This is a genomic window from Shewanella sp. SM20, from assembly GCF_025654545.1.
Taxonomy (GTDB): domain Bacteria; phylum Pseudomonadota; class Gammaproteobacteria; order Enterobacterales; family Shewanellaceae; genus Shewanella; species Shewanella oncorhynchi.
Genome location: NZ_JAKKRK010000018.1, coordinates 23523 through 48378, shown reverse-complemented (window position 1 = coordinate 48378; position 24856 = coordinate 23523). Strand labels below are relative to the sequence as shown.

The 24856-nt window shown below is 45.4% G+C and carries 20 protein-coding genes and 1 pseudogene; 10 read left to right on the top strand and 11 right to left on the bottom strand.

What is annotated here, in order from left to right; translation table 11 throughout:
• Positions 1–65: 65 nt before the first annotated feature.
• From L5M18_RS09520 to tkt, 3 genes are all read right to left on the bottom strand, one after another.
• Positions 66–1241: a phosphoglycerate kinase gene (locus L5M18_RS09520; RefSeq protein ID WP_168824858.1), complete on the bottom strand. Its 1176-nt coding sequence runs from the start codon at positions 1239–1241 to the stop codon at positions 66–68.
• A gap of 134 nt (positions 1242–1375) precedes the next feature.
• Positions 1376–2392, bottom strand: coding sequence for an erythrose-4-phosphate dehydrogenase (gene epd / locus L5M18_RS09515; RefSeq protein ID WP_105250098.1), 1017 nt, complete (start codon positions 2390–2392; stop codon positions 1376–1378).
• Between the two features lie 116 nt (positions 2393–2508).
• The gene (tkt, locus tag L5M18_RS09510; protein WP_263196715.1) at positions 2509–4503 is read right to left on the bottom strand and encodes a transketolase; all 1995 of its coding nucleotides are present in this window, start codon (positions 4501–4503) and stop codon (positions 2509–2511) included.
• A gap of 445 nt (positions 4504–4948) precedes the next feature.
• Between tkt and metK the strand changes: the two genes are divergently transcribed.
• The 3 genes and pseudogenes from metK to L5M18_RS09495 all read left to right on the top strand — a co-directional run.
• Positions 4949–6100, top strand: a complete 1152-nt coding sequence (gene metK, locus L5M18_RS09505) for a methionine adenosyltransferase (RefSeq protein ID WP_028761631.1) — start codon at positions 4949–4951, stop codon at positions 6098–6100.
• Between the two features lie 156 nt (positions 6101–6256).
• Positions 6257–6742 carry a hypothetical protein gene (locus L5M18_RS09500; protein WP_263196713.1) on the top strand — a complete coding sequence of 162 codons (486 nt, stop codon included), beginning with the start codon at positions 6257–6259 and terminating at the stop codon, positions 6740–6742.
• Positions 6743–6819: 77 nt separating this feature from the next.
• A pseudogene (locus L5M18_RS09495) lies at positions 6820–7145 on the top strand (transposase); the annotation flags it as partial.
• Between the two features lie 137 nt (positions 7146–7282).
• On the opposite strand, the gene L5M18_RS09490 reads toward L5M18_RS09495, so the two are convergent.
• Positions 7283–9697 carry a TonB-dependent receptor domain-containing protein gene (locus L5M18_RS09490; protein WP_263196712.1) on the bottom strand — a complete coding sequence of 805 codons (2415 nt, stop codon included), beginning with the start codon at positions 9695–9697 and terminating at the stop codon, positions 7283–7285.
• Between the two features lie 158 nt (positions 9698–9855).
• On the opposite strand from L5M18_RS09490, the gene L5M18_RS09485 reads away from it, so the two are divergent.
• Positions 9856–10245, top strand: coding sequence for a GNAT family N-acetyltransferase (locus L5M18_RS09485; protein ID WP_263196711.1), 390 nt, complete (start codon positions 9856–9858; stop codon positions 10243–10245).
• Positions 10246–10283: 38 nt separating this feature from the next.
• Here L5M18_RS09485 and L5M18_RS09480 read toward each other — a convergent pair whose 3' ends face one another.
• Positions 10284–10634, bottom strand: a complete 351-nt coding sequence (locus L5M18_RS09480) for a hypothetical protein (protein ID WP_263196709.1) — start codon at positions 10632–10634, stop codon at positions 10284–10286.
• 80 nt (positions 10635–10714) lie between these two features.
• Positions 10715–11257, bottom strand: a complete 543-nt coding sequence (locus L5M18_RS09475; protein ID WP_263196707.1) for a GNAT family N-acetyltransferase — start codon at positions 11255–11257, stop codon at positions 10715–10717.
• 168 nt (positions 11258–11425) lie between these two features.
• Here L5M18_RS09475 and L5M18_RS09470 point away from each other — a divergent pair, with 168 nt between their 5' ends.
• Positions 11426–12442, top strand: a complete 1017-nt coding sequence (locus L5M18_RS09470; RefSeq protein WP_263196705.1) for a GGDEF domain-containing protein — start codon at positions 11426–11428, stop codon at positions 12440–12442.
• A gap of 36 nt (positions 12443–12478) precedes the next feature.
• On the opposite strand, the gene L5M18_RS09465 is transcribed toward L5M18_RS09470, so the two are convergent.
• Positions 12479–12709 carry a hypothetical protein gene (locus L5M18_RS09465; RefSeq protein WP_263196703.1) on the bottom strand — a complete coding sequence of 77 codons (231 nt, stop codon included), beginning with the start codon at positions 12707–12709 and terminating at the stop codon, positions 12479–12481.
• 72 nt (positions 12710–12781) lie between these two features.
• Between L5M18_RS09465 and L5M18_RS09460 the strand changes: the two genes are divergently transcribed.
• Positions 12782–13198, top strand: a complete 417-nt coding sequence (locus L5M18_RS09460; RefSeq protein ID WP_263196701.1) for an META domain-containing protein — start codon at positions 12782–12784, stop codon at positions 13196–13198.
• Between the two features lie 72 nt (positions 13199–13270).
• Here the strand turns inward: L5M18_RS09460 and L5M18_RS09455 are convergent, their stop codons facing one another.
• Together L5M18_RS09455 and L5M18_RS09450 are read right to left on the bottom strand one after the other, a co-directional pair.
• Positions 13271–14605, bottom strand: coding sequence for a dicarboxylate/amino acid:cation symporter (locus L5M18_RS09455; RefSeq protein ID WP_028761637.1), 1335 nt, complete (start codon positions 14603–14605; stop codon positions 13271–13273).
• Between the two features lie 209 nt (positions 14606–14814).
• Positions 14815–15111, bottom strand: coding sequence for a hypothetical protein (locus tag L5M18_RS09450; RefSeq protein ID WP_113939800.1), 297 nt, complete (start codon positions 15109–15111; stop codon positions 14815–14817).
• 213 nt (positions 15112–15324) lie between these two features.
• On the opposite strand from L5M18_RS09450, the gene L5M18_RS09445 reads away from it, so the two are divergent.
• Positions 15325–15768, top strand: coding sequence for a GNAT family N-acetyltransferase (locus L5M18_RS09445; protein ID WP_105250107.1), 444 nt, complete (start codon positions 15325–15327; stop codon positions 15766–15768).
• A gap of 109 nt (positions 15769–15877) precedes the next feature.
• Here the strand turns inward: L5M18_RS09445 and L5M18_RS09440 are convergent, their stop codons facing one another.
• Both L5M18_RS09440 and L5M18_RS09435 read right to left on the bottom strand, forming a co-directional pair.
• Positions 15878–17173: an aromatic amino acid transport family protein gene (locus L5M18_RS09440; RefSeq protein ID WP_263196699.1), complete on the bottom strand. Its 1296-nt coding sequence runs from the start codon at positions 17171–17173 to the stop codon at positions 15878–15880.
• A gap of 451 nt (positions 17174–17624) precedes the next feature.
• Positions 17625–20189 (bottom strand): acylase, encoded by a 2565-nt coding sequence (locus L5M18_RS09435; protein ID WP_263196697.1) that lies wholly within the window; start codon positions 20187–20189, stop codon positions 17625–17627.
• Positions 20190–20447: 258 nt separating this feature from the next.
• Between L5M18_RS09435 and yjjX the strand changes: the two genes are divergently transcribed.
• From yjjX to L5M18_RS09420, 3 genes are all read left to right on the top strand, one after another.
• Positions 20448–21008, top strand: coding sequence for an inosine/xanthosine triphosphatase (gene yjjX / locus L5M18_RS09430; protein ID WP_028761642.1), 561 nt, complete (start codon positions 20448–20450; stop codon positions 21006–21008).
• A 4-nt stretch (positions 21009–21012) separates the two neighbouring features.
• Positions 21013–22062 carry a bifunctional helix-turn-helix transcriptional regulator/GNAT family N-acetyltransferase gene (locus tag L5M18_RS09425; protein WP_263196696.1) on the top strand — a complete coding sequence of 350 codons (1050 nt, stop codon included), beginning with the start codon at positions 21013–21015 and terminating at the stop codon, positions 22060–22062.
• A 238-nt stretch (positions 22063–22300) separates the two neighbouring features.
• Positions 22301–24763 (top strand): ankyrin repeat domain-containing protein, encoded by a 2463-nt coding sequence (locus L5M18_RS09420; RefSeq protein ID WP_263196694.1) that lies wholly within the window; start codon positions 22301–22303, stop codon positions 24761–24763.
• The last annotated feature ends 93 nt before the right edge of the window (positions 24764–24856 follow it).

Genomic DNA, 24856 nt, shown 5'->3' with positions numbered 1-24856 from the left:
CAAAGCTTTGATGTTATCAGAGCTTATCGCGGCGTCTTATGCGCCGCGTTTTTTAAAACTTAATATTAAGCGCCGCGCTTTTCTAACATAGCCACAGCCGGTAATTCTTTACCTTCGAGGAACTCGAGGAAAGCACCGCCGCCAGTCGAAATGTAAGACACTTTATCGGCAATACCGTACTTATCAACCGCAGCCAAAGTATCACCACCACCAGCGATAGAGAACGCTTTTGAATCAGCAATCGCTTGGGCGATACGCTTAGTACCTTCACCGAATTGGTCGAATTCGAACACGCCCACAGGGCCGTTCCACACGATAGTGCCAGCAGATTCGATGATTTTAGCCAGTGCTTCAGCGCTATCTGGACCAATATCGAAAATCATTTCGCCATCAGCGACTTCGCTAACCGATTTTAACGTTGCCGCTGCTGTTGGACTAAACTCGCCCGCAACGACCACATCGGTCGGCACAGGAATATCGGCGCCACGGCTCTTAGCATTAGCCACTAAACGCTTAGCTTCGTCGATCAAATCCGCCTCATACAGCGATTTACCGACATTGTAGCCCGCCGCCGCAATGAAAGTGTTGGCAATACCGCCGCCAACCACTAACTGATCGACTATGCCTGAAAGACTTTCTAGCACGGTCAGCTTAGTCGACACTTTAGAGCCACCAACAATCGCCACCATAGGACGCGCAGGATTATCTAATGCCTTGCCTAAGGCATCTAATTCTTGTGCCAGTAATGGACCTGCACAAGCGATTGGGGCAAACATGCCCACGCCATGGGTCGATGCTTGGGCACGATGTGCAGTACCGAAGGCGTCCATCACATAGACATCACACAGCGCCGCCATTTTTTTCGATAAGGCTTCGTTGTTCTTACCTTCACCCACGTTGAAACGCACATTTTCGAACACAACCACTTCACCCACGGCAACGTCAACGCCATCTAAATAGTCGGTCGCTAAACGCACAGGACAAGACAGGGCTTTTGCCAAATAATCGACCACAGGTTGCATAGAATATTCAGCATTGTATTCGCCTTCGGTCGGACGACCTAAATGCGACATCACCATCACAGCCGCACCTTTTTCAAGGGCCAACTCGATAGTCGGTAGAGAGGCGCGCAGACGTGCATCACTGGTGACGACGCCATTGCTGACAGGGACATTGAGATCTTCGCGGATAAGCACGCGCTTACCTTGTAGATCCAGATCTGACATATTGATAATTGCCATGGTAACGCTTCCTTTTATAATCAAAAAACAAACTGTTTCACACATAGCCGGTATGAATTGACTGCCGCTCGGCGCTCGACATCCCGTCGAATTGGCATAAATTCAGTGACCCACAAGTGAATAATCTACTTTTATCAGCCTCGCTTGGCCGCAATCATCGCCAAACTCGTATCTAACATACGATTGGCAAAACCCCACTCGTTATCGCACCACAGGAGTAGCTTCACCAACTGACCGGCGCTCACACGGGTCTGGGTACCATCGACAATACTGGAGCGCGGATCATGGTTGAAATCACATGAGACTAAGGGCTCATCAGTATAGCCTAAGATGCCGTTAAATCGCCCATTGGCGGCTGATTCCAGCACCTGATTGACTGTGGCAATATCGACGGTTTTTTCTAAGGTCACGGACAAATCAATGGCGGTCACGTTGATGGTGGGCACGCGCACCGAAATCGCTTCAAACTTATTTTTCATGTGCGGCAAGATCCGCTCAATGCCGCGGGCAAGTTTAGTATCGACAGGAATAATCGATTGGCCAGCGGCACGGGTTCGACGCAAATCATCATGGTAAGCATCAATCACTTGCTGATCGTTCATCGCCGAATGGATAGTGGTAATGGCACCGCTTTTAACGCCAAAGTGGCGATCGAGCACATCGATCACTGGCACGATACAGTTAGTGGTGCAAGAAGCGTTGGACACCACAGTGTGTTCGGCGCGGAGTAAATCGTGGTTTACACCATAGACAATCGTGCCATCGACATCGGCTGAGGATGGATGACTTATCAGCACTTGTTTAGCGCCGGCGTGAATATGGGCTTCGCAGCTTTGACGATCGACTAATACGCCAGTGGCTTCATAGACAATGTCGATGTCCATCTCGTGCCAAGGGAGTTTTGCCGGATCGGGCTCGTGGAGGATTTTTATCGCATCGTCGCCAATCAGCATATGATCATCAACAAGCTTCACTTTGTGCGCAAACCGACCGTGGGTGGTGTCGTACTGGGTCAGATGAATAATGGCTTCAGGTTTAGCTAATTCATTAATCGCGACAATCTGCATTTGCTGCCGTTTTCCAGACTCATATAAAGCTCGGAGAATAGAGCGGCCGATACGGCCATAACCATTGATAGCGACTCGGATCATTGAGGTCTCAATTTCCTCTTAATACAAAAACGGCCTGCAAACGATTGCAGGCCGCATTATACAGATTAACACTTAAAAAGTTTAACCTTTTGTATTGAATCTAATCCCTTGAGCGATTAGCCCAATGATTTTGCAGCATTCAGCACATTTTCAACGGTGAAACCGAAGTGATTCAATAGCACGTTACCCGGCGCAGACTCACCAAATGTAGTCATGCCCACAACTGTGCCTTCAAAACCGACATACTTGTACCAGAAATCGGTATGCGCCGCTTCGATAGCCACACGTTTAGTCACAGCACGTGGTAATACAGATTCTTTATACGCGGCATCTTGCTTATCGAACTCAGTTGTCGATGGCATAGAGACGACGCGAACGTGTTTACCTTGCTCAGTCAGTGCAGCGGCTGCATCCATTGCCAATTGTACTTCGCTACCAGTTGCGATCAGGATCAGTTCTGGTGTACCCGCACAGTCTTGCAGTACATAAGCACCTTTAGCCACGTTGGCTAATTGCTCAGCGGTACGCGCTTGAGCTTTCAGGTTTTGACGGCTGAAGATCAGTGACGTAGGTGCATTACGGCGCTCAATCGCAGCTTTCCAAGAAACTGCCGTTTCTGCCGCATCACATGGACGCCATACGGCCATATTTGGCGTCATACGCAGGTTAGCTAATTGCTCAACTGGTTGATGTGTTGGGCCATCTTCACCTTGACCGATAGAGTCATGGGTATAAACGAAGATGTTTTGAATACCCATCAGCGCCGACATACGGACTGCGTTACGAGCATATTCCATGAACATCATGAACGTTGCGCCGTAGTTGATGAAACCACCATGCAGCGAAGCACCGTTCATAATGCCGCTCATGCCGAATTCACGCACGCCGTAGTAAATGTAGTTACCAGCTGGATCGTCTTGAATACCTTTAGAACCTGACCACAGTGTCAAGTTAGAACCCGCTAAGTCAGCAGAGCCACCTAACAGTTCAGGCAACATAGCGCCAAATGCACCGATGGCATTTTGTGAGGCTTTACGGCTCGCAATACCTTCGGCTTTGTCCTGTGATGCTTGAATAAATGCCTGCGCTTTTTCTTCGAAATCGGCCGGTAATTCACCTTTCAGAACGCGACGCTCATATTCAGCAGCCAGTTCTGGGTGAGCAGCGCGATATGCTGCAAACTTCTCGTTCCACGCTGCTTCACGGGCCGCACCGGCTTCTTTGGCATCCCAACCGGCATAAACGTCAGCAGGGATTTCAAATGGTGCATGTGGCCAGCCAAGGAATTCACGGGCGGCTGCGATTTCTGCATCGCCTAGTGGCGCGCCGTGACAATCGTGGCTGCCAGATTTGTTGGGTGAACCAAAACCGATAATGGTTTTGCAGCAAATCATTGTTGGTTTATCGGTAACGGCTTTAGCCGCTTCGATAGCAGCACGGATTGCCGCGCTATCGTGACCGTCGACACCGGCAATCACATGCCAGCCGTAAGCTTCAAAACGTTTTGGCGTATCATCGGTGAACCAGCCTTCAACATGGCCATCGATAGAAATACCGTTATCATCCCAAAATGCGACCAGTTTACCTAAGCCTAAAGTACCGGCTAATGAACAGGCTTCGTGGGAAATACCTTCCATCAAACAGCCATCGCCGAGGAAACAGTAAGTGTAGTGATCAACGATATCGTGACCATCACGGTTAAACTGTGCCGCTAAGGTTTTCTCAGCAATCGCCATACCGACAGCGTTGCTTATGCCCGCACCGAGTGGACCCGTTGTGGTTTCAACACCTGGGGTGTAACCGTATTCTGGGTGACCCGGGGTTTTAGAATGCAATTGACGGAACTGTTTTAGCTCTTCAATTGGTAATTCATAACCAGTCAGGTGAAGTAAAGAGTAAATCAGCATTGAACCGTGACCGTTAGAGAGGATAAAACGATCTCTATCTACCCATTTCGGATTGTTCGGGTTGTGCTTAAGGAAATCATTCCACAGCACTTCAGCAATATCTGCCATACCCATTGGGGCGCCGGGATGGCCTGAATTTGCTTTTTGAACTGCATCCATACTTAACGCACGGATTGCGTTTGCGAGTACTTTACGGGAAGACATGCTCTCTCCTGCTTGTTTGTGGGGTCTAGCGGGCAATTTGGATGCATATTTTCCCCTACATGCCAGTGTGACGCAAACTAAAATTGCCATTCACTCAGCAAAAGATGGGCGAATATGTACCCAAACAACCTGAAGATGCAGGATTCTGGTCGCTTGAGTATATAAGTCGCAGAAATAAGCTAGTCACTTTGCTCGCATTTACTTGAGAGGGCATAGCAAGGATCACTTATAATGGAGAAATAAATTTCTCAAAAACATAGTAAACTTAATGCCATGAAATATAAGTAAAATAACCTATTTATGGCAGAGCGTAGTCGTTTTCAGGTCACAATCTGAGAGGATTTTTTATTATCGGGGGTGATCGGCAATCGGATTTAAACTAAAATAGCCGTCTAGATGTAGATGCTTCTACACGTTTGAATGCTAACGACGAGATTTTCCTACTATGGCAAAGCACTTGTTTACTTCTGAGTCGGTCTCAGAAGGTCATCCCGATAAGATTGCAGATCAGATTTCTGATGCTGTGCTAGATGCAATTCTGGCTCAAGATCCAAAAGCACGCGTAGCGTGTGAAACTTATGTCAAAACCGGCATGGTATTAGTAGGTGGTGAAGTCACTACCTCTGCCTGGGTTGATATTGAAGAAATCACCCGTAAAACGGTGCGTGAAATTGGTTATACCCATTCAGATATGGGGTTTGATGCAGACTCGTGCGCAGTATTAAACGCCATTGGTAAGCAATCACCCGACATTAATCAAGGTGTAGACCGCGCAGACCCTGCAGAGCAAGGTGCTGGCGATCAAGGGTTAATGTTTGGCTATGCCAACAACGAAACCGACATTCTGATGCCTGCACCTATCACCTATGCTCACGCATTAGTGAAACGTCAGTCTGAAGTGCGTAAAAATGGCACGCTACCTTGGTTACGCCCAGATGCGAAAAGCCAAGTCACTTTTGCCTATGATGATGGCAAAATTGTCGGTATCGATGCAGTCGTGTTATCGACTCAGCACAGAGATGACGTTTCACAAGCCGACTTAATTGAAGGCGTGATGGAAACCATTATCAAGCCTGTATTACCAGCTCAATGGTTAAACAAAGATACTAAGTTCTTTATCAATCCAACTGGCCGTTTTGTTATCGGTGGTCCAGTAGGTGATTGCGGCTTAACGGGTCGTAAGATCATCGTTGACACCTACGGCGGCATGGCCCGTCATGGTGGTGGCGCATTCTCTGGTAAAGATCCATCAAAAGTGGACCGTAGCGCAGCATACGCTGCCCGTTATGTGGCAAAAAACATAGTTGCAGCAGGTCTTGCTGATCGCTGTGAAATCCAAGTGTCTTACGCTATTGGTGTGGCAGAGCCGACCTCTATCAGCATCGAGACCTTCGGTACTGGTAAGGTGTCTGAAGAAGTGCTGATCAAGTTAGTCCGTCAACACTTTGAACTGCGCCCATACGGTTTAACGGCCATGCTAGATTTAGCACGTCCAATTTATCAAGCGACCGCCGCTTATGGCCACTTTGGTCGCAGCGAATTCCCATGGGAAGCGACTGATAAAGCCGAAATATTACGTGCTGACGCGGGTCTATAGTCTTAATTCATTTCAATTTTTACACTTAAGACCCATAAAAAAACCGCTACCCAGCGGTTTTTTTATGTCTGACATTTAGTTAGATTAATAGTGCTAAGACAAATATGGCAAGATAAAAAGCAGCATATACACAGACCATTAGAGTGCACAGACCCCATGACCGATAACGCCATCTTATTACAGCAACTTCAATCTTGTGCATGGGCAGCCAACGTAGGTCTGCCAGAGGAAACAGCAAAGACATACGGCACATTAGAGGAGATCGCCGCTTTTCTTGAATCCGATCCTGAAGCCTTTTTTGAAACACCTTACGAAATCCACTATGAAAGCCTGTGTGTAACAGATCATGACTTGGCAAATTCGTTAAAAACAAAGGCAGTAGTAAATGATGTGCATGCTTGGATTTCTGACAGCGAAGTCGATGAAATTGCTAAGTCAGCTTACCTCTCCACTTGGAAAATTATTCCCGTTGCAGAAATATGCGCGCAGACATCCGATGACGCTAATACGCTCGCAACACTGCTCCTAGCTGACGTTAAACTTTCAGCCTTTACGAGTGAACGCCTATCTTGGTATCTCTGTGGAAGAATCCCCTTTGGTTATATTGGTACTTACCCAAACGGGCAATGGCTCATTCTGTAGGCTTATACGCTAGCACCTTTAATTTTTCTGACTTCATCTAGGGTCTATTGAGCTTTCGAGAATGATTTTTAGAGAGCATGCCAAGATTGATACTAACCAATGCACGCAGGGAAACGCTATTTCATTTAATGAACAGCACAGGCCGTGTTTATGATAAACCTGAACATAGATAAACATTCGAAGGCATTCTTTACCGCCTTCTAGCAGGCCCCCCTTAGCAAGATTGACCCAAAGAGTTGGGCCATTGGAGTACGGTTTTTAGAGGGTTTCATTTATGGTCTAAAAAGACATTCAGGCCTATTTACTCAAAGCTTTAGTGAAAATGGCCGACACGGAATGGGTCTTTATTGATGGCTCGATAGTGCGGACTCACCAGCACAGTGCAGGTGCACTGAGTAATGAGTAATGAGTAATGAGTAATGAGTAATGAGAGTTACCCTATTGTTTAATTGATAGTGGATACCTTTATCAAACGGGTAACTCTCAGTTTTATCTATCGCCCATGAATATCAAATAATGGCTAATGCACAGGGTATTCGTTTAGAAACGTACATTCATACCAACCCAGAAGTTACGGGCCTTATCTTTGTTATTAAAATCATCAACGTAAGATGCTGTGTATCCGTTTTGGCCATTATCGTCAGAGACACAAGTGGTGCTAGTGTCACTACATTCGGTGAAGACAATATCGTATGAAGTAAAATCTTTATCAAATAAGTTATTTACTCGCATGTTGAAGGTGACAAACTCACTCGCCTGATAAGAACCACCAAGATGGAACACGTCATAACCTTTATAGTAAAGTGCAGCATCATTAATGATATCCCAAGAGCGATAACGTTTAGCACGGTATTCTGAGGTCAAGAATACGTTAAATGAGTCGGTCAACTCCCATTTTAATGTCGCGTTTGCCATATGCTTGGCACTGTTCCCGAGTGGACGGCCTTGCTCTGCACCGCTTTTCTGCTCGCTATCTGTGTAGGTATAATTAGCATTTAACGTTAAGGCATCTAGAATTTCCCAACGTCCCGCGAGCTCAGCACCTTGAATAGTAACTTTATCTATGTTGACTGTTTTGCTACTGACTGCATAACCTAAATCAGCATATTCACCCGCATCGGAACATTCTATGCTCGTACCTTTACCACAGGGTTGTGAAGCAATCTTATCGTCAAAGTCATTTTTAAAGATAGTGACGTTAAAATTATGGCCATCTGGATGGGACCAATACAGGGCGACTTCGCTGGACACACTGGTTTCAGCTTCGAGATCTGGGTTACCAAATTGCGGTGAGGTTCCTTGGCCACCAAAGCCAACGACACCATCATACAATTGTGTGGTTTTAGGTGTTTTAAAACCTGTGCTCACCCCACCCTTTACAGTCCACTCATTATTAATGGTGTAAACGCCGTATAGACGTGGGCTGAGTTGGTTGCCAAATATTTCATGATCATCATGACGTAAACCCGCAGTAACAGATAAATCAGAAGTCATGCTCCATGTATCTTCAGCAAAAACAGACCACATATTGTGTTCTTGTACTGCGCCCGGCGTACCTTCTTCCATACCAAATACACCGTCTTTCAACTCACCACGAATCACCTGCGCCCCCGTCACTGCGACATGATTTCCTGCAGCTTCAAATGGAATATCGAGTTTCATATCAAGCGTATATTGATTACTTGCCATTTCGCGTTTAGGTCTAGGCAGGAAAGTGGATTCAGCAATCGCTTTACGTTCGGCTTCAGTCATGCCGATGTAATCCCCTTTACCATCAATCATCTGCAGTAGTAATACTCGCTCAGCAGTGGTAAATGGCAGTGTGCGGCCATTATTTTGTGTGTCGACATAGGATAGTGACACAAAGCTTGTACCAAAATCCCAAGCACCTTCATGGGTTAACGCCCAAGCATCACGGGTAAATTTTTGAGTCTCGCTGTAACCCGCTCGCGGATTTGAGCGTCTTGCCCATTCACCACCGCTGGCTAGACAAGCAGCCTCACGGGAACCTACGCCGCCTTTACAGAAGTTACTGGCAATCCAGAGACTATCGATATTATCAACTGTACCAAGCGGATACTCGCGTTCACCGTTATCATTGATCAGTGGCGTATTATCATAATCTTGAGATGAGGAATCTAAATCAAACCAAATTTTGTGATGTTCATTTAGCGTCCAACTTAAACTCCCACCTAACATATGATTTTCGTTATCGACGGTTTTACCGCCACCACCAAAACCGAGTGAACGAGTGCGTACTTCTCCATTAGGATAATCTACTGGTGCGTACTCTGGTGTAGACCCCATTCGATCATAAATACTGCCATGAATCGATAACCCAAGAACGCCTTTAATGAGGGGACCCATCACGCTGAAATCGGTAGTGATATCTTCGCCATAGGCATCATTGGTTTGATGAGTTCGGCTGTGAGTGATAGAGCCAGACCATTCGTCGCCCACTTTTTTAGTGATGATGTTCACCACACCACCGAGAGCATCTGCACCGTATAACGTTGATGCTGGCCCGCGAATAACTTCAATTCGATCAATAGCATCAAGTGGTGGTACATGACCAAATTGATTGCCTCCAAAACTGTTTGGATAAATATCACCATGGTTATTCTGACGCTTACCATCGACAAGGATTAAGGTATAGTCAGATCCCATACCGCGTAGACTGATGGTACCTTGCCCTGTTTTATCACGGGTTTCACCAATATCAACCCCTTCCAAATCACGCACTGCATCTAGGAGAGTGGTATAAGGTTTTATCATCAAATCTTCTTGGGTGATAACAGAAATACTGGCTGGTGCATCAACCAATTTCTGTTCATATCCAGAGGCAGTAACAACCATAACTTCCATTTTTCTGTCGGGAGCCTCTTCGGCTTGGACAAAATTACCCGTAAATACAGCGGTAATGGCAACTGCCAAGCAAGTTTGACGAAATAACATAAACCTCTCCTGTTTAGTAAACTTAGTTTACAAATGTAACTTATAAATGATTTCGCGAATGATAATGATTAACATTAGTGAGATCAATCAAAAGTTGAATACAACAGAAATAACATTTACGTTTATAAAGTAATCACATTCCAGAAAGAGTTTTTGACATGAACTTTGAAGTTATTAGTGAAGAAAATATCGCGATTGTGGATGCGCTGGTAGACGGCGTTTGGCAATTTAATGCTGGGCAATCAGTGCCTTTGACTGTCATAGCACGTGATGAAAATGGCAAGTTGATTGGTGGTGTGGGTGGCCGGACTATCTATAAAAACTTCTTAATCAATGTTGTCTGGGTTGATGACCAAACCAGAGGCTCTGGGCTTGGGCATAAACTGATGGCACTTGCCGAAGCTGAGGCGAAACAGCGGGGTTGCTTGGTAGCTCAAGTGGATACCTTATCGATTCAAGCACCTGTGTTTTATGAAAAACAAGGGGTTGAGATCATAGGCACAGTCACCACTACCCCTCAGCGCATCTTTCTGATGAAGAAGTATTGATCAAAAAAGCGATTGAGAAACTGGCTGAATAAGCGCCCTTAGCAATGGTCGAAATGGGCGTTTTGCATGCAAAGTAGACCAATTTGCTCTTGGGATAAAATGGCGCACTCCAGCGCCTTTTTTGTATTCGCGCGGCTGACTTGCTCATCCGTCAGTTGCGTTAACGTCGCTGAATAGGCATTGGTTCGGCCACAATCGAGCCAAATGTTCCCCACTTGTACCCAATAATGCTGCAATGCACCTAAGTCAGATAAAAACTCGACTTCAAATCCCCTCGCCTCACATTCATGGTGAGTGCACTCAGATAGGACCAATCTCAAGTTGTCCCAAGCCGATAAATTGACTTCGGCATAGACCGTTAATAGTGACTCAACAAATTGTACATGCATGTATTTATCTCCGTTATTTAACCTGAACTCGGGTTATTTACACAGTAGAGATTGAATCCTTAATTTCTATCATCGAACAACTAAGCTTGGGTCTTTGCCGCCATTAAATAGTAATCCCGCGCCGACACAGTGAAAAAATCCACCACCTGCATGTGCGCTTTACCCGAGTGAGCGGCAAAGGAACGTTCATTATCTTCAGCAATAAAGGTCAACATATAGCTAAAATGCGGAGCAACTTGGCGACGAATTTCATGGACTAATGCCTCGAAAATCCCTTGCCCACGGTAGGCTTGCTGCACCCATATCGGCCCGTATTGGCAAGAATTGACCTTAGTTAATTTAGGTCCATCCCAATCGAGTTGCCCTAAACGATTCAACAAAGTGCGGTAAATGGGCCAATGTTCGAAAAATCCCCAACGGCCTGCAATCACATAACCGACGATCTGCTGTTCTACCAGTGCCACTACGACCCAATGATGCTGCACTAATTCGCTCAGTTCACCGTGGGAAAAAGCTTGCCCTTGTAACCCCATACTGGCGGAAGCTAATTCATCATTAAGATGTTTTTTCTCTAGCATCGCTAATAAATCAACATCTTGGGGTAAGGCTAGTCTAATTTTCACAGTATTCTCACAGCATTATTTCTGCTTTTGGCCCAATTTCAGCCCGCCAGTATACTCGGTTGGGTTAATAGGCACAGCAAGAACAAGGCAATATTTAGGGCTTTGATTTGCTAAATATCCTTTTATTTCCCAAACTTAATGGATATTTAGCCATAGTTAGGCGTTTGTATGTTGCCAGAAACCATTAATCCCAACTTGAGTTTACTTGATAGCGACAATCAACAAGTGAATCTCACTCGCTGGATGCACCAATGTGAGCTCATCAAAAGCTATTACAACGCTAACACGGTTTTTATATTCCAAAAGACCAGCGCAGGATTTGAGATCATTGTCAGCGCAATCACTGAAACACCACAATTTACCGCGGGCACTTTGTACTCCGCAGAACTCGAACTTTTTACACAGATACAAAACAGCCAACCTGATGTTTTATATCAAAACCTCGGCAGCTTTATGTTAGAGGATTTACCAAGGGATTTTGATGGTATTCAGTATATTCTCTCACGTCCTATCGCTTGGCCGGATGGTAGCCAATTTGGTGCCCTGTGTGTACTCAACCCGCATATAACAGAGCCACTAGTCAATGCCGCTATGCTCGAACCGTTTCAGATTTTACTGCAACAGGAATTATCCCTTCTGTGTCAGAACCATAGAATTGAATCCCTTTCGATGCGCGATCAAGAAACGGGCATGCTCAACCATTACGGCTTCTTGATGATGGCGCCAAGACAGCTCAATTTAGGCCGCCGCTTTGGCGCCCATGCAGGTATCATCTTCTTTGAATTACTGAGCACGGATAACACTCCAATACCACTCGAAAATAATCACCACAGACTGTTAGGCAAGTTAATCCAAGATACGATAAGAACCGCTGACGTTGCCGCCCATTACAACAGCACTCAATTTGTGGTACTGGCCTTTGTGGATGGTGAACGGGATGTTCTACATATTATGAAGCGAGTAGAAAAGCAGCTAGAACAACAAAACCATCAGCTAAAACTCGATGTGAGCTACAGTTTTTTTACCCCAGAATCCAGCGCCAAACTTGCACCTATGATGGAACTCGCACGGGGTAAACTCGATTCAATGCGCCCACCTGTATCCCAAGCCGCAGACACGCCAGTAGAACCCGCCATTGACTCAAGCTTGTACGATAATCCCGCCGCAGATTCGGCAAAGCTTTGATTTAATGAAATTTAGACTTAATTAGGCAGTACAAAATTACTTGGGATGCTCATCTTGGCGCTTCGCCCATTGGATAAACAGCACCACAGGATAGGGCGACATTAAGACTAATCCTAAACCAATCAGACTTGAGATCAATAACATGCCGCTTATCTCTAGACTCCATTGCGTCAACATATAAAACCCAAGTCCACAAACTAGCATCAATACACCTAACCAATGTAAAAACTTCAACAAATTCAGAGTACTTTTAAATGAGCCTGTCATATAAACCTCTTTAGATCTTACGAAAAACTTGTCACACTATGGCCATAATCATGGAAAAAAGGAACCGCAACGATGTTAAAACAAACATTCATCTTAGGTGCATTACTCTTAGGCATCACAGCCTGCCAAAGTGCCGATATCACCCCAAATGATACCATTCCATTAGAAGGCCGCTGGCACATTGAAATGGTCCAAGGCCAACCGACTATCGATTACAGCCCAGCGCAAATCACCTTTGAGGCCGAAGGTAAATTACACGGCAACAACAGCTGCAATAACTTTTTCGGTCAATATACTCAGCAAGGCGAAGAGCTTAAGCTATCTCCTGCCGGTAGCACAATGAAAGCCTGCGTGGATGCCCTAATGCAGCAAGAGCACAAAGTGATGCAAGCTATGCCATTAGTTACCAAAGCAAAATTAGTACAAGGTCGACTTACCTTACTTAACAGCGACGACAAGCCAGTGTTAGTGTTAAGCCAAATGAAGTAACCATAAAACTTGTCAGCATAAAAAAACCGCCAATGGCGGTTTTTTAGTTAACGAACTAGCAATAAAAGCTCCCTATGCTTTGACACTCTTAGCCGCTGCAATTTCGAGGGCGATATTCTGTTCGGCTATTACGGCGCTTTGATCTATGTCGGCATTATAATGCGCCATATCCAGCTCATCTTCAGACTTTGCAATGACAGTCGTCGCCACTAAGTCACCGGAGACGTTTACCACAGTACGCACCATATCTAAAATACGGTCAATTCCCGCAATCAATGCCACCCCTTCTAAGGGAAGCCCTACGGTTGTAAGTACTAAAGTCAACATCACTAAACCCGCACCGGGCACTCCCGCAGTACCAATAGAGGCCAACGTCGCCGTTAAAATAATGGTGAGATAATCGACGACAGTCAGGTCGATACCAAACGCTTGTGCCACAAACAGCACTGTGACCCCTTGGTATAACGCTGTGCCATCCATATTGATTGTGGTGCCTAGCGGTAACACGAAGCTAGAGATCTTCTTATGAACTCCCAAATTTTCACTCGCACACTTCATACTCACAGGAAGCGTGCCCGCAGAGCTCGACGTGGTAAACGCCACTAACATGGCATTGCTAATCCCTTTAAAAAACTGCAGCGGGCTTAACTTCGCAAATCCGCGCAGTAAAAAACTATAGAATCCAATCACATGAATAATACAGCCAAGGTACACAGCAATAATGACTTTGATCAGTGGCCAGAGCATATCAATCCCATACTCCCCCGCTACCCAAGCCATTAGACCAAATACACCGTAGGGTGCGAGCTTCATCACCATGTCGGCCATTTTATACATGGCCTCAGCTAAACTTTCGAACACTTTAATTGCAGGTTTTCCATGCTCGCCAATCAGCACTAAGGCGATACCTAAAACAATCGCAAATACTATAACTTGCAAAATTTGCCCGCTTGCTAAAGCCGCAATAGGGTTCGTCGGTACTATGTCGATCAAAGTATCGACTAAAGAAGGTATTTCTTTGGCAGTTTGAGCCGTGCCATCTGCCAATGACAAACCTAAACCTGCACCGGGTTGAAGAACATAACCGACAATCAAACCGATAGTGATCGCGATAGCCGTGGTAAAGAGATAAAACGCAAAAGATTTAAAACCAATACGCCCCATCTTGTTCGTATCTTGCATCGAAGTGACGCCTACAATCAGTGAGCAAAACACCAATGGCACAATCAACATCTTAATGGAATTAACAAACAAGGTGCCTATCGGTTTTAAGTGAGTCGCTTGCTCGCCGAAGATGATGCCCACTAAAATACCTAGCACCATACCGATAACAATTTGCAGCCACAGCGGCACTGACATCCAGCGAGACCAAACACGGCCTAATGCTGACGACTTTTGTTTTGTCATATTGATAACCTTGAATTCGAAACTATGATGGGGCAAAGACCAAAACTAGCGCGCTAGTTTCTCAGTCTAAATGGGGCAATCGCCGAGTCTAGCAGAGGGGTTTTAATCGAGGGATGATCTGGATCACGTTGAGCTAAACCGCCTTAAAATCAGTAATATTAACCAAACCAACTTTGTTAAATTGGCCGCTGAGATGTTAGTTTTCCTGCTTAAGCATCAAAATATTCTGTGACTTTTTTTGGTGCTATTTGCTGACGATAAAGCGACGCAGGCGGTTGCTCACGCTCAATCAAATAACTCCAATAATCGTCATCAAAACCACTGAAAATAAAGTCGGACTTACCGTTAGCTTTTAAGACCAACCACCACCAAACTAAACCCCATAAACCGAAGCTCAACAGCGTTAAAATAAAATGCAGACGATGATTTATCTGTTCATCAGCAGCAATATCATAGACGGGTAAAATCTTAAGTTTATAGCGGCGAGTAGACTTAATAAATCCCATCATTAACTCACTTAGTTCAGCGAAAGGACACTAGAGATAAGCCTAGCAGATAAGACTTTAGTCGTACAAATATCCACAGCAATAAATAATATCAGTGCCTAACCTGCCACTGCCAAACTCGTTATCCCTCGTCGTTCCATGATAAAGTGAATCACAAAATGTTGTTTACTAAACAAGAGCGGTATTGCCAAATAACCGCCTAGGAGTTGTAGTATGTTGATTCGTAAAGCTAAGGCTCAAGACCTAATCGCCTTAGTGCAGTTTAATCAGGCCATGGCCCAAGAAACCGAAGGCCTAGCCTTAGATGAAGCGACACTGACTCGAGGTGTGGGCACGCTACTTGAGAGCCCGCAAAAAGGGTTTTACCTGGTCGCTGAAATCGCAGGTGAGCTAGTCGGCTCGCTCATGGTGACATTTGAATGGAGCGATTGGCGTGCGAAGGATTATTACTGGATCCAGAGTGTGTATATTCGCCCGAAAAATCGTCGCCAAGGCATATATGCCAAACTCTACAGCGAAGTCAAACAACTGGCCGAAGCCAATGGTGGTGCCGCAAGCTTCCGTTTATATGTCGAGCAAGAAAATCTCGCCGCACAGCAGACCTATCAAGCGTTAGGGATGAAGCAGAGCTACTACTTAATGTACGAAGAAAAATAAGCGATTCAAATCTTATACATAATAAAAAAGGATCGGGCCAATGGCCCGATCCTTTTCTTTTTACGACTCACGATTCACATTCAAACCGCGTTCCTACTAAGATTAAAACTTAACGAAAGAAGCCAAACAGAATAGCCGTCATTGCCAATAAACCCGCTATAACCACGAAGATATTGCTGATGCGACCACGGTGCGCTTTTAATGCTGGCACTTTATATACAGCGTACATAGGCATCAAGTACAGGATAGCCGCGATAATTGGGCCACCTAAAGCTTCAATCATATTCAAAATACTTGGGTTTTTGATTGCCACGGCCCAAATCGTCACAAACATAAACACCAGAATAAATTTGTTGATTTTTTGCTCTGAAATACCTTTTTTATTCGTGTCTAGCTGCTTAACAATAATCCCCTTCATGCCTTCTGTCGCGCCCATGTAATGGCCAAAGAAAGAAGACACAATCGCGATAAAGGCGATTAATGGACCAAAGTAGCTCACAAAACCACTTGAATGCACGTTGGCAAGATAAGACAAAATCGGTAGATTCTGAGCTTTCGCTTCGGCCAATTGTGCTGGCGATAATGACAGCACACAAGAAAACACAAACAACATCACAAAGCCCACTAACATCATGGAAGTATTACGTAAAATAACATCAGCTTTGCGAGAAGCATTCGCGCCATGGTCACGTTTCAATGACACAGAAAACTGTGAAATCGCTGGAGAATGGTTAAAGGCAAACACTAAAACTGGAATCGTTAACCAAACTGTGCCTAAAAATGCACCCGCCTCTGGTACAACGAGTAAAGCATCCATTTTCCATTCAGGGATCAGGTAGATAGACATAAAGGCCAAAATACCCACCAGCGGATACACCAGCAATTGTGTCACTTTGAGCATGAATTTCTCACCTGCGACCATGACAGCCATCATACCGAGGATCAATACACCCGATAGAATGAAGCGTGGTGGCGATGCCATGCCTAACTGATTGACGATAAAGCTATCAACAGTGTTGGTAATACCTACACCGTAAATTAATACAATCGGGTAGATAGCAAAGAAATACAGTACGGTAATGGCTTTACCCGCGCCAACACCAAAATGCTCTTCAACTACTTGAGTAATGTCGCTACCAGGAATGCTTGATGAACAAACAAAACGAGATAAACCACGGTGGGCAAGATAGGTCATAGGACCAATGATCACTGCCATTAACACAAGAGGCCAAAAGCCGCCCATGCCCGCATTGATAGGTAAAAATAAAATTCCAGCGCCAACGGCAGTGCCGAACAAACTCAACATCCAAGTCGTGTCTTGGCGAGTCCAAGGTAAGTGTTTCGTTGAATCTAGATTCTGTGTGCTTTGAGGTGTTCTAAGAACACTGGTCGCATCTTTTTGCATATAAAAGTTACCTTACGGTGTGACTAGCATAATAAATTCGCGCTAAGGATAACCAAAAAAAGCCCATAAAAGTTGATCTGACACGGCTTTATGTAAGGGAATTTCATAATAAACTGATATTGAGATCTAGATCGCTGATTTAATGTAATAAGTTTTCAATGCAGCATCAAAACATATACATAAAAAGCCACTTAAAAATACAAGATATTCACCTCAAGCCAAATCCAGTGACATCGCATAAGCGCCGAGAAAAACAGCTAACCGGGCATGCATCACAAAAATCAACAAAACGAGACTAGTCGCCGCATACTCACACCTAAGGTAGATCGAGATCACAGTCATTAATGTTAAATTTTTACAAATCGCTATCAGTCGCAAACACGCATAAAAAACGGCTCATCCAGATTCAACTCCGAAGTGAGCCGCTAACGATTAAAGCGCAAAATCTGACTTATGGTTTTTGTAGTGTCAGCTCCGTTGTCGATACTACAGCAGGGGCGATGTCAGACTCTTTGAACAACAAAGGACGGAAGCTTTTAGCGCTCGAGTACAAGATACTTTGATCGGCAAACGCAGGCGTTAAGATATTACTCGACTCAGAGTAAGTTAAAATCCCCCGCGCCACAGGCCCCTCGTCGGTAAAGTTCACCGCCATCATCCAACTCGACCCGTAACGCACTTGGTACCCTTTCGCCGTTAAGCCAGAACTCATTGCCTTGCCAGTGACCACATCCATCACAGCAGCGTATTTGTGCTGCGGGATCAAAGTGTCATCCCCCGACAAACTGGTTGAAAACACGTTAAATCCACCTTCAGCATTATGGCTACCCGGCCAAGGTAAACGCGACCCGCTTGGCGTTCCATCTGGCAGCGATTTCTCCACAAATTGCACATCCCCTAATGGCGCATCTAAGGCAAAGCCTGCGGCCTCAAGGTTAAGCGCACTGTGCGCCAAGGCCTTTAAGGCACTACCATCCGTAGTCAAGGTTTTAGGTGTCGTTGCCGCATTAGCGGGATCGAATCCTTGGGTCAACATGGTTGTTTGGCTGAATAGATGGGCAAATTCACGTAGTAAAGCACCACCTTTACTGTCGTTATCTTGCTTACCGTTCCACGCCTTTAATGCCGCACAAGCCGAAGAGACATCCTTAGATAAACTCGCCGACACCACCACAGGTGTACTGCCTTGGGCATCACACTGGGCAATCAAGTCAGGCAGCACTAACTCGGCGAGATAACTGCGATTCGACAGCACAGCCGCTTCGAGTTCTTCCAAGCTGAACTTGCCATCAGCCCCCGCGGCGTCCTGCATTAAACTCAAGCCCATCCGTGTCCGCAGTGATAGCTGTCCAGCCTCTGCGCCGTACATAGGCGAGAAGTAAGTCAGCGGTTCATTCAAGTTAGTCGACCAAAAGGAGTCATTGGAGTTTTGCACAAAGTCGCTGCGCTCAAGCTTGGGCGCACGCTCATAGGGCGTTGGACCATCGAAGCTAAACAGTGAAGTGTTGCCGGGTAAAATCGTAAATCCGGCCTTAGCCTTAGCCGCTTTAATATCCGGTGAGGTTTTTAACAACACAACTGCCGATTCAGATAATCCTGGCACAGTTGAGTCGTCGATATAGAAAGCATTGCCCTCTTTATCGGCGTACATAGTGTTATTGAAGATGACACCATCGTAGTCCTTAAATGCCTGTTGGAACTGTTCTTTGTTCGTGGCCATGTTCATGGCTAACCAATGGTCAACAGGGTCCATAGTCCCCATATTGGCATCTTGGATCATAAAGGCACTGCCATCATCCCAACCAAAAGGCGCTAAAGCGGGAGGAGCTTCGACCATAGGGCCTTTGGCCGTAGTATAAATATCTTTCTCGGCGACCAGCATGCCCGCAGGACCTGCATTCACTAGAACCGATACCGTCTCTTTGGTGATCGGCATAGGTTTACCATCAAACAAATACTGCATCCGATCACCCGAGACTAACTCAAGGTTAAACATCACAAAATGCTCAGCGGTAGAGAAGGTATGAGTCCAAGCGAGATCTTTATTGAAACCAATATTAATCGGTCCAGGCATACCCACTAACGAGCCGCCCATCATATCTAAATGCCCTGGGATCGTAATATGGGATTGCCAAAAACGCAGGTTACCCGTATGCGGGAAATGCGGATTACCTAGCACCATGCCCTTACCATTTTCGGTTTTATCCTTGCCTAAACCCCAACCATTTGAACCTAAATCGCGGGGATTGGTTTCTGGTGTCGTGATACGAGCCGCGCGGGCAATCAACTTAGACTGCATATCGGCCACAAACGCAGTTTGGTCTTGGCTAGGCGCGGGCCCAACGATACGCGGCATGTATTCCTGTGCATCTCCTGGGTGAGCGTAAAAAATCAGATCGAGAAAGTTAGCTGCGCCCGGTAATAAGGCGATAGAAAACAAATAAGTCACCACATCTTCTGGCACTATGGGTTTCACCCAAGGCTGACCGCCACAGAAAGGTTCTGCCGTTTGTGTTCCCGCTTCGACATCAGCAAGATATTGGTTATAACCAGAGGTAAAACCTTGGATAAGTGCCCGAGAATTTTCACTAAATTTCGGCCATTTTTCTTCGGCTTGCGCTCTGATCTTTAGCGCTTTATAGGCAAAATCTGAGATAAGGTTACCGTTATCTTCCGCCGTGGGTTGACCCGTAGTGAAGTCAATCGACGCATGGGGACCAAAGTACATAGAACGCTGTGAGTTCGCCTTGATAAAACCATCGGCTAATACACATAAGTTGTCCTGTGCCTGCGCATAACCGCTGCCAAAACCTAAACTTTCTAAGTTGTCAGCTTGGATATGCGGCACGCCATAGGTAGTACGGCGAATACTGGCTTTGAGTAAACCATTGGGGGCAAAAGTTTGCAGTTGAGTTTCAGGTTCAGTAGGCGTAGTGCTATCTTCGCTATCGTTACAGCCGGTCAGTATTACACCGCAGGCCATTCCCATAGCAATCACGAGTTTGTTGAATTTCATTATTATTATCTCTTGGTTTTGGTTCCTTCAATGACATAGCCTTACTGCCTATTCCAGCCCAAATTACTGAAGGAGCAATAGTTGCATGTCGCTTCCTAGTCCCTAAGGCTGGCTATTGCCTCCCCTACTGTTGGCTTTTTTACTGAGCTTCGCCGACGACTGTGGCAGAATAGAAAACCCAAACGCTTAGACACCTCAGACCATTTAAGCAATGATTCAAACGAGCGTCCACATTAAAATCCAAAATAAATAACTTATATGCAACAAAACATTATTAAGATAAAAGTGGGTTCTAAAAACCCAGTAAAAATCAACGCGGCAACTAACGCCATGGCACAGCTGTTCCCTGAGAGCATCATAGAAGCCAGCGGTATGGATGCGCCTTCAGGTGTTGCGGCGCAGCCAATGACAGATCTCGACACTCGCCAAGGGGCGATAAATCGGGTGCGCTATTGTCAACAGCAGGACCCGCAAGAGACTAAAGCCGACTACTATTTTGCGATGGAAGGCGGTGTCGATTGTTTCGACTTTGGCCCAGCCACATTCGCCTATATCGCGATTGGCCATAAAGACCAGCTTGCCATTGGCCGCAGTGCGATTTTACCTTTACCAATGCAAGTTTATCGGGCATTAGAAGCGGGAGAAGAACTCGGGGATGTCATGGATAGGTTGTTCAATACAATCAATATTAAGCAAAAAGGCGGTGCCATAGGTTTACTCACCCACGGCCATGCGACCCGTGAAAGTAATTACACCCAAGCGATTATTCTCGCCATGGCGCCATTATTGAATCCTGATATTTACACAGTAGATTGTTAGTAATATGTTGCAAGAGGAATTAAAGCCCGCTAACTTAGTTGTGACATGCAACCAAACTTATTCGACTATGGCTCAAACAGACGCACCATTGGCTCAAGATCCCGCGAAGCCTGTGACTCAAACTAAGCAAACGACTGAGTCAGGCTCATCCGCCCAACTCAGGCATTTATCTCGCTATCTGGTGAGAAATTTAGGCATGCTCAACGCCGCCTTTGGGGATTTACCCCTTTCGCCCGTGCAAGCCCATGCCCTGTTTGAGATAGGCAAGCAGCCCCTGACCATCAAAGAGCTTGCAAGCAAACTCAGCATAGATAAGTCCAATGCGAGCCGCGCTATCAAGCATTTGATCGATAAACATCTTGCCCAGAGTCAGGTACATCCACGGGACAGTCGCTGCTTAGTTGTGCAACTGACACCTGCGGGTAAGAAGTTACTCGTTAAATTGGATACTCAGCAGAATCAATTATTCCAAGGGATCTTAGCCCAACTGACTCCATTGCAAACTTCACAAATCGAAGAGGCCCTCGTGTTATATAACCAAGCCGTACATAACGCCAAGCAGCAAAGTGGTTGCCACATTCGCCAAGCCACAGCCCAAGATGATGCCGCAATTGCCAAAGTCATCCGCGATGTTTCGGCCGAATACGGCTTAACCGCGGATAAAGGCTATAGCGTGGCAGACCCGACCTTAGATTGCCTAAGCCAGATCTACTCCCAAGCAGGCGCCAACTATTGGATTATTGAATTAGAGGGCCGCATTTTAGGCGGCGCCGGTATTGCGCCTTTAGCTAACAATGATGGCGTCTGCGAACTGCAAAAAATGTACTTTATGCCAGAAATCCGCGGCAAAGGACTCGCAAAACGCGTAGCGTTAATGGCACTCGATTTCGCCCGCGAAACGGGTTATCAAGGCTGCTATTTAGAAACCACCGCTGTACTAAATGAAGCCGTAAAACTCTATGAGAAATTAGGCTTTGTACATCTGTCGGCTCCCCTAGGGAACACAGGCCACGACGCCTGCGAAATGCCGATGCTGCTAGATCTTAATCAATAGGATATGAAGCAGAATTCCAATCAAAGTAACAATGCCAAACAGCCATGATTAAACTTGTTTGGCATTATCAATTTGTATCAGCAAATGTTATTCAGCAAGATGATTTTAATTATCAGTCTTAGGGCATAGTTTTTCTTAACTTAAATGCATTAAAATATGGCAATTTACCTCACTCAATTTTTAATAAATTGAAAGGCGTTTGATACCATTTTGTTAACGGCATTAAATAGGGAACATTATGCTCAGTTGGATTTTTAGTGATAAGAAACTCACACTTCGGGAAATATGCCTAGATAACACGCTTTCGACCTCGGCTAAAATAAAGAAAGTTGATCAATTTCTTGCCGATAGTGGAGATCTCAACTTTATTGATCTCAATGTTTCGCCCTGCAATATATTAGTTCCCCTATCTTGCAGTCCTCAGTCCGATTTAGTGCTTATAAAATACTTGCTCAGCAAAGGTGCTAAAATCGAATGTAATGGTTTCAGTGCCTTGCATTCGGCTATTGAATATAACAACTCAGAACTCGTTACCCTATACCTAGACTCCAGTGCCAATCTTTACTTTCAAAATCAATATAATAATTGCTGGCTCAACTATCTATTTCATCCTAATCCGCAATATATCTATCAAGACCATCAACGTAGAGACATGATCGACCTTCTACTTGCAGCTAACTTAGATATCAATAAACCGGTGAGTTTCTGGACCAATGGTGAATTAAATCACCCACTAGAAATATTATATGATGAACGCAATAAAGATCTGTTCCTGCATATCATTAATAAAGATATCCCATTAGACATAGGCAAATTAAGCCTAATTGAAAACATTATTTCTTCGAGCGAATTTTGGGGGACTGAAGCCTTTGCTCCTTTAGTAAAATGCTTTCCTGAATATAAAAAGTCCCGTTATATTATGGCAAATGACAGTAGCTTCTGGGACGATGCCAATTTACTCGAGCTTTGTGTTTATGCTAAATCACAAGAATATACTGAATATCTGCTAGACCATTATCCGCAGCTCAAAGCCGACTCCCACGCTAAAAGTTTGGTCTATGCGGCATTGACCTCAGAATTTGACCTTAGGATTATCGAAAAACTGATTAAGGCCACCGTCGATATCAATCGCATCTATAGGATGACACCGCCTGATGCCGACCATTCACCCTTGCTCAACCAATATATTAATAATGCCCAATTTACCGATCCGAATAAACGGAGCTACATCTACCAAGCCCTTGAACTGTTGCTCAAATATGGCGCTAATCCAAATGCCGAATTTGTGAATACGGGTAAACCCTATGAGATGTTAGTCTGGTCGAATTTACGACTATTGGTTTATCCAATGGTCGAAAAGAAAACCTTTCTGCCCGAGTTTTTCGATCTGTTCCTGCAATATGGTATGGATATCAATAAAAAATTTGGGGCGGTGGATGAACCAACCTTACTCACCCTATGCCAGCGTGGTTCAGGGAAAGAAGATCAAGCCACACTTATCCAAGTGATGGAATATCTGCTCACCAAGGGGCTAGATTTAAGCCTCACCAATATCTACAACACTAACTATGTGTCCGCGGCGGCCATCTCCTGTCGAATCCAACTACTTGAATGGCTTATTAATCAAGGCGGGGATATTTTTACCCATTGCGGTCACGATAACTCACCCATTCTACACAAGGCGATTTCGACCTATTGGTGGGATGAAATTACCGGCCCTATGCGGCGAAAAACCGTAGAACTCTTACTGCGCCATGGTGCAAAGTTAGAAGAATTCTCAGTAGATGAGCAATTTACACCATTAATGTGCGCCAGTTACTACGGCGCACAGTCCTGCGTAGAGGTGCTACTCGAACATGGCGCCAACCCAAATGCCATCAATGCCGAAGACACCACTCCTGCCCTTTGCGCTGTGATAGGCGGCAGTTCAATCGAGTTCCCCCGCTTTGAATCAACGGCGGTGCGGATCTTAAGACTTTTGCAGCAATATGGCGCCGACTTAACCGTGACCAATAGCTTAGGCAATAGCCCGCTAATAGCGGCTATTGAGCAAGAATATAAAGAGATTTTCGAAGCGCTGCTGCAAATAGCCTCCTACAGTGAAACTCAGCTTGAGCAAGCACTCAGCAAAGCCCTGCCGCAAAGCTATTTCCAGCGCCGCCTGCTACAAACACTGGGGCGCGAGATACCGCCAGCCCCCACAACCATAGCCCACAATCGCGCAATACCAGCAACAGCTTCGAGCAATGCCGATCCTATGACGGCCAAACCGCAAGCATCTGAGGTGAATGTAATACCTGCCCCCGTCAAGCAAACCAAATTAGAGGTGAGTAATGCGGCGGCAAATCGAGATCAAATCCCAACGCTATTCGATCTCAAAACCAAAGTGCAGAGCTTTTTTAAACTGATCGCCACCGATCCGACGATCACAGTTGAGCAACTCAATTCAGTGAGAGTCCTTATTGATCAATTGATAGAAAAGCTCGACAACTTTAGCTTTTTCCGCAATCAAGCGACAAAGACCGAATTTGAGGAAGGTGTTCAGGAATATATCGATGAAACCGTCGAAGAAATTAACGGAATTATCGAGGATGATTATCCAGCGCTTACCGAAGCCTTAGTCGATTCCGTTTGGACGATTTTGCAGTACTTTAGGGTTGAGATTGATATCGAGACCGCACTTAGAAAGCGCTTTTGGTAACGATTAGCACCTTAACTGCCAACGAGTACCAAGCATAAAGCCCTAACTTTGGGGCTTTATGCTTTCGAGACTCACACCATCTGACTTAGCCGC